General features: G+C 41.9%; 12 protein-coding genes and 1 pseudogene. 10 read left to right on the forward strand and 3 right to left on the reverse strand.

Features of this window, described 5'->3' with window-relative positions:
• The first annotated feature begins 21 nt into the window (after positions 1-21).
• From HMPREF1519_RS05670 to HMPREF1519_RS05700, 7 genes are all read left to right on the forward strand, one after another.
• Positions 22-1,128, forward strand: a complete 1,107-nt coding sequence (locus HMPREF1519_RS05670; protein WP_022496016.1) for a prephenate dehydrogenase — start codon at positions 22-24, stop codon at positions 1,126-1,128.
• Positions 1,129-1,137: 9 nt separating this feature from the next.
• On the forward strand, positions 1,138-1,476 hold the full coding sequence (locus tag HMPREF1519_RS05675) for a YlbF/YmcA family competence regulator (RefSeq protein ID WP_002886015.1): 339 nt from the start codon (positions 1,138-1,140) through the stop codon (positions 1,474-1,476).
• 89 nt (positions 1,477-1,565) lie between these two features.
• The gene (locus HMPREF1519_RS05680) at positions 1,566-2,516 is read left to right on the forward strand and encodes an L-lactate dehydrogenase (RefSeq protein ID WP_037611435.1); all 951 of its coding nucleotides are present in this window, start codon (positions 1,566-1,568) and stop codon (positions 2,514-2,516) included.
• Between the two features lie 80 nt (positions 2,517-2,596).
• Complete coding sequence (gene aroA / locus HMPREF1519_RS05685) at positions 2,597-3,880, forward strand: 3-phosphoshikimate 1-carboxyvinyltransferase (protein WP_003093644.1); 1,284 nt, start codon at positions 2,597-2,599, stop codon at positions 3,878-3,880.
• Positions 3,873-4,364 carry a shikimate kinase gene (locus HMPREF1519_RS05690; RefSeq protein ID WP_037611436.1) on the forward strand — a complete coding sequence of 164 codons (492 nt, stop codon included), beginning with the start codon at positions 3,873-3,875 and terminating at the stop codon, positions 4,362-4,364. The genes aroA and HMPREF1519_RS05690 overlap by 8 nt, the downstream gene beginning before the upstream one ends.
• Positions 4,355-5,179 carry a prephenate dehydratase gene (pheA, locus tag HMPREF1519_RS05695; protein WP_003093238.1) on the forward strand — a complete coding sequence of 275 codons (825 nt, stop codon included), beginning with the start codon at positions 4,355-4,357 and terminating at the stop codon, positions 5,177-5,179. The genes HMPREF1519_RS05690 and pheA overlap by 10 nt, the downstream gene beginning before the upstream one ends.
• An 11-nt stretch (positions 5,180-5,190) precedes the next feature.
• Positions 5,191-6,612 carry an LCP family protein gene (locus tag HMPREF1519_RS05700; protein WP_037611437.1) on the forward strand — a complete coding sequence of 474 codons (1,422 nt, stop codon included), beginning with the start codon at positions 5,191-5,193 and terminating at the stop codon, positions 6,610-6,612.
• 42 nt (positions 6,613-6,654) lie between these two features.
• Here the strand turns inward: HMPREF1519_RS05700 and HMPREF1519_RS05705 are convergent, their stop codons facing one another.
• Genes HMPREF1519_RS05705 through HMPREF1519_RS05715 form a run of 3 tightly spaced genes read right to left on the reverse strand, consistent with a single transcriptional unit; the run spans position 6,655 to position 9,237 of the window.
• Entirely contained in the window at positions 6,655-7,566 is a 912-nt protein-coding gene (locus tag HMPREF1519_RS05705) for an ethanolamine utilization protein EutJ (protein WP_156024875.1), read from the reverse strand.
• A 19-nt stretch (positions 7,567-7,585) separates the two neighbouring features.
• Entirely contained in the window at positions 7,586-8,650 is a 1,065-nt protein-coding gene (locus HMPREF1519_RS05710; protein WP_037611438.1) for an acyl-CoA dehydrogenase family protein, read from the reverse strand.
• A 38-nt stretch (positions 8,651-8,688) separates the two neighbouring features.
• Positions 8,689-9,237 (reverse strand): carboxymuconolactone decarboxylase family protein, encoded by a 549-nt coding sequence (locus tag HMPREF1519_RS05715; RefSeq protein ID WP_037611439.1) that lies wholly within the window; start codon positions 9,235-9,237, stop codon positions 8,689-8,691.
• Between the two features lie 200 nt (positions 9,238-9,437).
• Between HMPREF1519_RS05715 and rlmD the strand changes: the two genes are divergently transcribed.
• From rlmD to HMPREF1519_RS05730, 3 genes and pseudogenes are all read left to right on the forward strand, one after another.
• A complete protein-coding gene (rlmD, locus tag HMPREF1519_RS05720; RefSeq protein ID WP_037611440.1) occupies positions 9,438-10,796 on the forward strand; it encodes a 23S rRNA (uracil(1939)-C(5))-methyltransferase RlmD in 1,359 nt (452 codons plus the stop codon).
• Between the two features lie 66 nt (positions 10,797-10,862).
• A pseudogene (locus HMPREF1519_RS10590) lies at positions 10,863-11,183 on the forward strand (23S rRNA (uracil(1939)-C(5))-methyltransferase RlmD); the annotation flags it as partial.
• Between the two features lie 150 nt (positions 11,184-11,333).
• A complete protein-coding gene (locus HMPREF1519_RS05730; protein ID WP_002890480.1) occupies positions 11,334-11,954 on the forward strand; it encodes a class I SAM-dependent methyltransferase in 621 nt (206 codons plus the stop codon).
• Positions 11,955-12,014 lie beyond the last annotated feature (60 nt).

The following is a 12,014-nucleotide window of genomic DNA, read 5'->3' on the forward strand; positions in this document are numbered from 1 at the left end:
AGACAATAGATGGGAGTAGTAATGAGTAAGAAAACTATTTATATCGCAGGATTGGGCTTGATTGGTGGCTCCTTGGCCTTAGGGATTAAAAGGGACCACCCTGATTATGAGATTCTTGGATATAATCGCTCTGACTATTCTCGAAATATTGCACTTGAGCGTGGCATCGTTGACCGTGCAACAAGTGATTTCAAAGAATTTGCTCCCCTCGCGGATGTTATTATCCTTGCAGTGCCAATTAAGCAAACTGTGGCCTACTTGAAGGAGTTGGCTGACTTGGAGCTCAAAGATAATGTCATCATCACAGACGCAGGGTCTACTAAATTGGATATCGTTGAGGCAGCTGAACGTTACCTAACAGGTAAAAATGTTCAGTTTGTAGGATCTCACCCTATGGCCGGTTCCCATAAATCAGGGGCTATTGCAGCTGACGTGACACTTTTCGAAAATGCTTATTATATTTTCACACCGACGAGTCTAACAAGAGAGACAACTATCCCTGAACTTAAGGACATCTTGTCAGGGCTTAAGTCACGATTTGTGGAGATTGATGCGGCTGAACATGACCGTGTAACCAGTCAAATCAGTCATTTTCCACATCTTTTGGCTTCTGGTCTTATGGAGCAAGCTGCTGACTACGCGCAGGCTCACGAGATGACCAATCACTTTGCGGCTGGGGGCTTCCGAGATATGACTCGTATTGCAGAAAGTGAACCTGGCATGTGGGCTTCTATTCTCATGACCAATGGGCCAGCTGTTTTGGATCGTATTGAAGATTTCAAAAAACGTTTGGACTATGTGGCTGACTTGATTAAGGCTGAAGATGAGAATGCCATTTGGGAGTTCTTTGACAACGGTCGTAAGAAACGCAAAGAGATGGAAATCCACAAAAAGGGTGGCGTGGAAAGTGCCTTCGATATTTTTGTGGATGTACCTGACCGCGAGGACGTTATTCTTAGCATTATGGAATTGCTGCGAGGAACGTCTTTGGTTAACCTTCGTATTAATGAGGAAAATCGTGAGGATATTCACGGTATCCTCCAGATTACTTTTAAAAATGAAAAAGATCGTACACATGCTAAAACTGTTATTGAAGCCAATACGGATTATCATGTGGTGATCGCCTAGGAGAATAAAATGACAAATATTTATGATTTAGCAAATGAGTTGGAACGTGGCATTCGTGCCCTTCCTGAGTACAAAACTTTGGTAGAGAAAAAAGAAGCAATTGTAGCTGATGCTGAAGCTAGCGCTCTTTTCAAAGAGTTTACTGATTTCCAAGAGGATTTCTATGCTAAAATGCAAGCTGGTACAATGCCAACAGCAGAAGAACAAGCAGCTGTTCAAGAATTGGGTCAAAAGGTAGAAGCTAATGCCCTTTTGAAAGAATACTTGGCTGCACAACAAGGTTTGTCTGTTTATTTGAACGATATTGAACGTATCATCTTCAAACCTTTGCAAGAATTGAATAGTTAATCAAAGAGGGTGTGTCAATTGACAGGCCCTTTTCTGCATTCAAAAGAGATTGTCTAAGGAAGAAGCTAGAAATATTAAGGAGGAAAATGATGAGTCGTAAGATTGGAATTATTGGTATGGGAAATGTTGGAGCTGCAGTAGCTCATGGAGCAATTGCTCAAGGCTTGGCTGATAGTTATGTCTTTATAGATATCAATGAGAAGAAAGCCGAGGCAGATGCCCAGGATTTTAAGGATGCTATGGCAAATCTACCTAGCTATGCAAACATTGTTGTCAATGATTATACGGCACTTGAAGATGCTGATGTGATTATTTCATCTCTTGGCAATATTCAGTTACAGCACAATGCTGGTGAGGACCGCTTTGCTGAATTCCCATTTACTCGAGAAGCCGTTTATCAGGTTTCTCAGGAACTTAAAAAATTGGATTTTAAAGGTATACTCTTGGTTATCTCGAATCCTGTAGATGCTGTATCAGCCCTCTATCAGGAATTCACAGGCTGGCCAAGAGAACGTGTGATTGGGACAGGGACTCTACTCGATACGGCTAGGATGAAGACAGCGGTAGGAAATGATTTGTCAGTCAATCCCAAATCAGTATCTGGCTACAATCTTGGCGAACATGGGAATTCCCAATTTACTGCCTGGAGTCAAGTCAAGGTTAAAGGGCAAGACATTACAGAATTGACCAGCGAAGAAGAACGTCAAAATCTCTTTATGGCTTCCATGAAGGGTGGTCATAAGGTTTTTTATGGTAAGGGCTATACTTCATACGGTATTGCCAGTGCTGCTCTTCGTTTGGTGACAATTATCCTTTCTGACGCTCAAGAAGAGGTGGCAGTATCTAGCTATCAAGAAGCTTATCAAATCTATCTTGGCTATCCAGTCATCCTAGGGCGTCATGGGGTGGCTGCTCCAGTTCGCTTGTCTTTGTCGGCTGAGGAAAAAAATCTTTTGCAGGAGTCTGCTAACTTGATTCGGAACCGTGTTCAAGAGGCGGTTGCCTTCTTGAAAGAAAAGTATGGCAATACAAGCGAGTGAATATTTTGACAATTCAGTCTATGATTAGGCTTTCAAATATGGTATAATGGGAATAACTATAAAATTTTTAGGAGTAACCTATGAAACTAGAAACCAAGGCTCAAGGTCTTCATGGCAGCTTGCGCATCCCTGGTGACAAGTCAATCAGTCACCGTTCTATCATGTTCGGAAGTCTTGCCAAAGGTGTGACAACTGTTCGTGATATTTTACGAGGTGAGGATGTCCTCTCAACTATGCAGGTCTTCCGTGATTTGGGTGTGACTATCGAGGATGATGGTGATGTGGTTCGCATTCACGGTGTTGGTTTTGATGGTCTCAAGGCTCCTCAAAACAAATTGGATATGGGTAACTCTGGGACATCTATTCGCTTGATTTCAGGTGTGCTTGCAGGTCAGGATTTTGATGTGGAAATGTTTGGAGATGATTCCCTTTCAAAACGTCCGATGGACCGTGTGACCATTCCATTGCGTCAGATGGGTGTAGAGGTTTCTGGTCAAACAGACCGTGATTTGCCACCATTGAAAATGCACGGTAGCAAGTCCCTTAAACCTATTCATTACCAATTGCCTGTGGCCTCTGCTCAGGTAAAATCTGCTCTTATTTTTGCAGCGCTTCAAGCTGATGGCGAATCTGTCATCATTGAAAAGGAAAAAACACGTAATCATACGGAAGATATGATTCAGCAGTTTGGTGGTCAGCTTCAAGTAGATGGCAAGGAAATTCGTATTTCTGGTGGCCAAAGCTTTACTGCTCAAGAAGTCGTGGTTCCAGGGGATATTTCTTCAGCGGCCTTTTGGTTGGTAGCGGGACTCGTGGTGCCTAACTCTAAGATTGTCTTGGAAAATGTCGGCATCAATGAGACGCGTACTGGTATTATTGATGTGATCAAAGATATGGGCGGTAAGATTACCCTTTCAGATATTGACCAAGTTGCTAAATCTGCGACTATTACGGTTGAAACTTCAGAACTTAAAGGAACTGAAATTGGTGGCGATATCATTCCACGTTTGATTGATGAACTTCCGATTATCACACTCTTGGCGACACAAGCCCAAGGTAAGACTGTGATTCGTGATGCTGAGGAACTCAAGGTAAAAGAAACAGACCGTATTCAGGTGGTGGCAGATGCCTTGAATGCTATGGGTGCTGATATTGTACCAACTGAGGATGGTATGATTATCACTGGTAAGACCGCTCTTCATGGAGCAGAGGTCAATACCTTTGGTGACCACCGCATTGGTATGATGACAGCTATTGCTGCCCTCTTGGTTCAAGATGGTGAGGTTGACTTGCAACGTGCAGAAGCTATCAATACAAGTTACCCAAGCTTCTTTAGTGACTTGGAAGGATTGCTCAATGGCTAAAGTTTTATTGGGCTTTATGGGAGTTGGTAAGAGTTCCGTCGCCCCATACCTGGATGGTCGTTTCGTGGATATGGATCAGGTCATCGAGGAGAAAATCGGCATGTCCATTGCTGATTTTTTTGCAAAAGAAGGTGAGGCAGCCTTTCGTCAGATTGAGTCTGAGACTTTGGAAGAACTTCTTCAAGAGGGAGATGATGTCATCATCTCTACTGGAGGTGGTGTCGTTGTAACAGAGCGTAATCGTCAGCTCTTGGCCAAGAATCGTAAGCATAACGTTTGGCTCCATGCTTCTTTCGATGTGGTCTATGATCGCATTCAAAAGGATACCAAAAATCAACGTCCACTCTTTCTCAATCATTCAAAAGAGGATTTTAAGGTTATTTACGACGGTCGAATGGCACTCTATCAAGATTTAGCAGATTTGGTTGTCACAGTTGATAATCGAACGCCAGAAGAAGTAGCAAGGTTTATCAAATGTATGTAGGTTATTTGGGCCCAAGTGGGTCGTTTACGCATAATGCAGCCTTAAAGGCTTTTCCTGAGGCAGAATTGGTTTCATTAGGTACCATTACCGAGGTTATCAAGTCTTATGAAGAGGGACGTGTGGATTATGCAATCATTCCGGTGGAAAATTCCATTGAGGGCTCTGTTCATGAGAGTTTAGACTATCTCTTCCATCAGGCTGATATTCGTGCTGTGGCAGAGATTGTTCAGCCTATCAAGCAGCAGTTGATGGCAACTAAACATCATGAGAAGATTGAAAAAATCTTTTCACATCCACAGGCCATTGCCCAAGGGAAAAAGTATATTAAACAGCATTTTCCACATGCCAAGATTGAGACAACAGCAAGTACAGCCTTTGCGGCTCGTTTTGTCGCTGATAATCCAGATCAGCCTTATGCAGCAATCGCTCCACATGCAGCTGCTAAGGAATACGGTCTTCAAATATTGGCTAAGGATATCCAGGAGATTGAAAAGAATTATACCCGTTTTTGGGTGCTGGGGAACACTGTTCCTGAGATTCCGCTCAATCAGATTGATTGTAAATTAACGCTGGCCTTGACCCTGCCTGACAATATGCCAGGGGCACTTTACAAGGCCCTGTCGACCTTTGCCTGGCGAGGCATTGACTTGACCAAGATTGAAAGCCGTCCGTTGAAGACGGTACTTGGCGAGTATTTCTTCATTATTGATTGTGATTATACAAAGGAAAAGTTGGCTCAGTTCGCTCTTGAAGAGCTAACTGCAGTTGGAATTGGATATAAAATCTTGGGTGCTTACCAAGTCTATGAAATTTAAAGGGAAATCTTATGACCAAATCTAACAATGGGCCGTTTACGCATCATGAACGGTTACGTTACAGCTATCTTTTAAAAAATCTTGCTCATCTAAATGGACAGCAGGCTTCAGAATTCAATTATCTACAAGGAAAGTTAGATGCCTATGAAGCTGAGCGGAGGTATCAAGCGCAAAGAGAGGACTATCAAGCAGCGTGGCGCCAGCCTTATGACAATCGTTTTGACTACTATCAAGAGCGTGATTATGAGGCTGCCAATCAGCTGACAGAGGAAGGGCTACCCATCTATCGAGAGGAAGTTGCTCAAAGTCAACCTAAACGTAAAAAGGTTCAAAGACAAGCAGCCCCTTCAACAGCGTCGGCTCCAAAGTCCAAGTCGCAAGTAGCCAAGAAGAAGCGGCCAAAGAAAAAGAGAAGGCTCAAGAAGGTTGTCAAGCTAGTACTTAGTTGCTTGAGTCTTGGAGTTGTGTTCCTGGTGCTAGCCATGGCTTATCAATTTTACAAGGGAACAGACCTTTCTGCTGCAGGTAATAATGGTAAATCCTACCAGCCTGCCATAGTTGAGACCTTTAATGGTAAGGATACCAAGGATGGGGTCAATATCCTTATTCTAGGTTCTGACCAACGCGTTAGCCAAGAATCTACCGATGCCAGAACAGACTCCATTATGGTGGTCAATGTGGGCAATAAAGAAGGTAAGGTTAAGATGGTTAGCTTTATGCGAGACACCTTGGTCAATATCAAGGGGGCTTCAGAAACCGACTATTCTCAGGACTTGAAACTCAATACGGCCTTCAATATTGGTGAGCAAAATAATCATCAAGGGGCAGAGCTCATGCGGGAGACGCTCAAACGAAATTTTGATATTGATATCAAGTACTATGCCATGGTTGACTTTGAAACCTTTGCGACAGGGGTTGATACCCTCTTCCCAAATGGTGTAGAAATCAATGCGAAGTTTGCGACCATCGATGGTAAAAAAGTATCTTCGGTTCAAGTTCCAGATGATTTGAAGATGGACAAGAACGGTCACGTGCCAAATCAAACCATTAAAGTTGGTAAGCAAGATATGGATGGCCGCACCCTTCTGAATTATGCCCGTTTCCGTAAGGATGACGAGGGAGATTATGGCCGTACCAAGCGTCAGCAACAAGTGATGCAGGCTGTCATGAAGCAGCTTAAGAATCCACTTAGCCTCTTCAAAGGGCCTGAGGCTTTGGGGAAGGTTTACTCACTGACCTCAACCAATATGAGTATGACGGACATGTTGGACTTGGGGCTTTCAAATGCTGGTAGTTTCAAAAAAGGGATCAATTCGCAAACCATTCCTTCGGATGGTGATTGGATTGACAGCTATGATTTGTATGGCGGTCAAGGAATTGAAATTGATTTTGACACTTATCAGGCAAAATTAAAAGAACTAGGATTTAGATAAGAAAAGAAGCAGGTTCACACTGAACCTGCTTCTTTTTTGGTATTAAGAGCTTGTATAAGCGCCTTGTATAAGAAGTTTTAGAAAATGATAAAGCAAATAGGCCATGATAAGAAGAACGAGGACGAACTCTATCTTGCAAATCAATTGGGTAGCTGGATTGACTAGCCCAAGACTGGTGGTAGCTGCCTTAAAAGCATTGACACTATTGACCAAGGGAAAGCTAAAAGCTGCAAAAAGTGGTATAAAGCCTTTTTTTACAAGCTTGGCAAAGAGTCCCAAACCATAAAAATAAAATACTTGCGAAGGTAGTAAGAGTCCAACTAGAAGTAGGGAATTAATTTCTTGCCCACTCTTAAGGTAAGCTGTAATGAGGAGAGCAAGAGGAGCTGCAAGTACTGCTAGACTTGCTTGAAGACCTGGACTTACTTTGATACGGAATAGTCTATAAAAAATAAGTATGAAGAGTAGGCCAGCAGCAAGCCCCGTAAGTTCTAGAATACTAGCCTTGAAAGTGCTTGATATTGTACTTGGAGCAGTTACCAAGCTAATAGCAGGACCTACGTAGACCACAAACCAGCTTGGATAGACATCTTCTAGTTTAAATGATCTAAGAAAACGGTAGCTAAAGAAGAGGATATAGGCCAAGTAGACAAGTAGAAGACAAAGCCAAAGAGCAGTTTGTCCAGTTAAGGAGATGGGCAGACGAGTAAAAAAGAGAAAGAGTGCCATGAAAAAGCTTGGGAAGGATGAAGCAATGACCGTGTTTTTCAAATCTTCCTTGGTCTGGTCTTTCCCTAGCCATAACCGTCCTAAGATAAGGACTAATCCGATACTTGCTAAGCACCAAATGCCCTGTGAAAACAGGGCATATTGACTTATTTGATTGGATAAACTAAAGAGGGCTAAAAGTAAACTCGATAGAGCCAAGGGAATCTTGCTGAAAAACGCCTTCATGTAAAACCTTTCTGATTAATTACTGATTTGCGAGGATATGACGGAGTTGCACAGCACTTGGAGATACAATTGGAAGAAAAACACCTTCGTTCCAACGTCGAATAAAACTAGAATCAGATTCTTTAAGATAACCTCGACCACCACTAGCTTGAAGCTCTAATAAGAGGCTATTAGCCACTACATCTACAATGTCGATGCGAAGCTGGAAGAGTTCACGTGGGTTATCGATGAAGTAACTAGGATCATTAAGACCTGCATAGAGTTGGTCTTGAATGTTTAGCAAGGCTTCACGTGTTGTTTCAAACTCATTTCGAAGAACGCTTCGATTGCTTGCTAGACTGTTTTCTACCTCATTAAGGGAGCGTTGAGCCAAACCGAAGGCTAAGCCAAACTGGAAGCCAAGGAAGTTAGGTCGTGTTTTGGCGATAAAGTCCACAGCGTCTTTGGAAAGAATCCAATTAGGGTCTAGTTTGACATGATTGAAGGTCAAACTAGCAGTGTTGGAGCCCTGCAAGGAAACAAATTCTAGATCAGCTGAACGGCTCAAGCCCTCAGCTTCTGATGGAATGGTAATAATCCAAGGTTGGCGGTCATCATTAAATCCAGCAGCAAAGAGAGCGGCGAATTTATCAGAACGAAGGTTAGTTACCCAAGGGAGACGACCATCGAGATAGTAGTCATCACCTTCTTGAGAAATAGTGACATTGAGTTCCTCGATATCTGACAGAAATTTAACGGCATTAGACAAACCGGTACCACCAGCTCGTTCACCCTTAAACAGTTCAGCTAACCATGCTTGTCTAGGATAGGGATTGTCACTGCTTAAAATATATTCGATAAAAGTACGATGTCCCCAAGAAATAAAGGAAGCCGTTAAGGAATGCTGTGCGAGTTCCCCAAGAAAATCAACAACTTGAGTAGGTTCACCACCTAAGCCATCATACTCTTTGGGAACGCTTACTTTAAAAATATCATGTTCAGCAATCTTTTTCAAGAGTTGATTGGCAATTGGTCCAGATTCTTGGTCGATGAGATCAGCATTGGTGTCTAACCAAGTAAGGAATTCTTTTGAAAAATATGACATAGGCTTAGGTCCTCCTCTGTTTATCGCTTCGTTTTGAATTAAGCGTATTCTTGAAGTTCAGGGTTAATCGGTGTTTGTGCGAGATTGTTAGCGTAGTTACACAAGCTAGCAAGGCTGACACCCAAGATAACGTCAAGGGCGTTTTGGGCAGTGTAACCAGCTTCCAAGAAGTCATTGTAGGCTTCGTCACCAACAGCACCTTTGGTATTGATCACAGCAATAGTGAATTTCGCAAGGGTATCAAGTTTTGGATCATCTTCGATTGGTGTACGGTTACGAAGGGCTTCCAAAAGTTGTGGTGTCATTTGGATTTGCTTGATTGAAAAGGCTGTGTGACCTGCTACACAGAAGGCGCAACCATTAGTTACAGCAGCTGTAATTTGAACAACCTCACGTTCAGTTGGGGTCAATGAATTGCGACGGTTGATTTCTCCGACAGTGCGGTAAGTCTCAAGCGCAGTTGGCGCATTAGCAAGGAGACCAATCAAGTTTGGAATGTATCCCCCATTGGCATCTTTGACTGTTTGAAGGACGTCTTTGACTTCTTCTGGTGCAGTTTCGATTGTATGAATGGTAATATCTGGCATGATTATTCTCCTTTAGATAGAAACGACATCTAGCCTAGTTGCTGAGTCGTTTATTTTTTGTCATGGACCTATGATAGCACCGTTTGACTTTTCTGAAAAATCTATAATATTTATGGCCAGCCATAAATTTGATTTATATATGCTATAATGGAGGGTAGCTAGAGGCTTTTTAAGCCTATCAGAATAAAGAAAGTTGAATTATGTTAAATAAAAACGATATTGTAGAAGTTGAAATTGTCGATTTGACACATGAAGGAGCGGGTGTCGCTAAGGTGGATGGCTTTGTCTTTTTCGTGGATAATGCCCTACCAGGAGAAGTCATCAAGATGCGAGTGCTTAAGCTCAAGAAAAATATCGGCTTTGGTAAGGTTGAGGAGTATGTAACCCTTTCACCAAACCGTAATCAGGACATTGATGCGACCTATCTGCGTTCAGGGATTGCTGATTTTGGGCATATGACCTACGAGGAACAACTTAAGTTCAAGCGTAAACAAGTTGTGGACAACCTCTATAAGACAGCAGGTATCTCAGATGTAGAGGTCGCTGAAACATTGGGGATGGAGACTCCTTACGCCTACCGTAATAAGGCCCAGGTGCCTGTTCGCCGTGTTAAAGGTCAGATTGAAACAGGTTTCTACCGCAAGAATTCTCACGACTTGATTCCAATTGAAGATTTCCTCATTCAAGACAAGGAAATTGATAAACTCATTGTCTTTGTCCGTGACCTTCTCCGCCGCTATGACCTAAAACCTTATGATGAGAAGGAGCAGACAGGGTTGATTCGTCACTTGGTGGTTCGTCGAGGCCATTATTCAGGTCAGATGATGTTGGTCTTTGTCACGACCAGACCAAAAGTTTTCCGTATTGACCAAATCATTGCTAAGATTACGGAAGCCTTCCCAAATGTCGTTTCTATCATCCAAAACATCAACGATAAGAACACTAACGCCATCTTTGGTAAGGAGTTCCGTACCCTTTTTGGTCAAGATACCATTACAGATAGTATGTTGGGCAATGACTATGAGATTTCTGCGCAGTCCTTCTATCAGGTTAATACCGAGATGGCTGAAAAACTCTACCAAACAGCCATTGACTTCTCAGACCTAAACAGCGATAGCATTGTTATTGATGCCTATTCAGGTATCGGGACAATAGGTTTGTCATTCGCCAAACAGGTCAAGGAAGTCTACGGCGTTGAAGTCATCGAAACAGCCGTCGAAGATGCCAAGAAAAATGCAGAACGTAACGGCATTACTAACGCCCACTATGTGGCTGACTCAGCTGAAAATGCCATGGCCAAGTGGAGCAAGGATGGCATCAAACCAGACGTTATCATTGTGGACCCGCCACGCAAGGGCTTGACAGAAAGCTTCATCAAAGCCAGTGTTGCCATGCAACCTGAGAAGATTACCTACGTCTCATGTAACCCAGCAACTATGGCGCGTGATATCAAACTTTATCAAGAATTAGGCTATGAATTGAAAAAAGTACAGCCGGTGGATCTGTTTCCGCAAACGCACCACGTCGAGTGTGTGTGCTTGTTAGAGAAACGCAATTAAACGTCTCGCGTCTTTCATTCTAGGCGAAACGCTTCAAAGCTCCACTGGAGCTTTGAACTCCCACAAACGCATCATGTTGAGGCGGTATCACTTTTGTCCAAACTCGATGTCGATAAGCATATAGACGTTGAAATTGAGCTGGATGAGCTTGATTTGACCAGTGCTGAAAGTAAGGCAACATATGCTCAAATCAAAGAATATGTTTGGAATAAATTTGAATTATAAGTTCCGACATTATATATTGCACAGATAAAAAGGAAATGTGGAATAGAATTACGAGAACATTACAACAAGTCTAAAAAGGAGAAACAAATTATTCCACAGTGTACACCTGAAAAAGAAGAAGCTATCATGGATGCCTTGAGACACTTCAAAATGATTGAATAGAAAAGAATGACAGCATATGACTTTCTGCATTTATGACATTCCTACTTGGTATAGGAACAGCTATTATTCCTTTCTTGCAAGGTATCAATGAGAAAATAGGCTCAATATAAAGATTGATAGGATCATTTTTATATTTAAAGGAGCGTTGAAATGATTGATAAAAGCAATAAAAAATTTTGGGATAAATTTGCTAAGCTATATGCTCCTTTCATGAAAAAAGACAAAGGAGTATATGATAAAGTTTGCGAATACATTCGTCCTCATTTGAATAAAGACATGGAGGTGCTTGAACTTGCTTGTGGCTCAGGACAATTATCGTTTAATCTTTCAAAGCATACGAAAAGTTGGATTGGCACAGATTTTTCCGAACAAATGATTAAGGAAGCTAAAAAGCGTGGGGAATACGAAAATCTTACATTTGAAACAGCCGATGCAGTAGCATTATCCTATTCGCATGAAAAATTTGATTGTGTGTTAATTGCTAATGCACTTCATATTATGCCTAAACCGGATGAGGCGATGAAAGAAATATATAGGGTGTTAAAACCTAATGGGACTTTGTTCGCCCCCACTTTTCTATGGAAAGAGGGAAAACAAAGAAAAATGATAAAAAGTTTGATGTCTATTTTAGGATTTAAGATGTATCAAGAATGGGATAAAAAGGAATTTGAAGATTTTATTAAAGAATATGGATTTTCAGTAGTTGAAATGAAATTGGCACATGGAGGTCTTGCACCGATTGGTGTGATGATTGCTCAAAAAGTGGCTTAACAGATTCTATTCTTATGATTTAAAAAATTTCATCAAAATGGTAACCAAAGGCGATAGAAA

The sequence above is a fragment of the Streptococcus sp. SR4 genome (assembly GCF_000517725.1).
GTDB classification, from domain to species: Bacteria; Bacillota; Bacilli; order Lactobacillales; family Streptococcaceae; genus Streptococcus; species Streptococcus salivarius_F.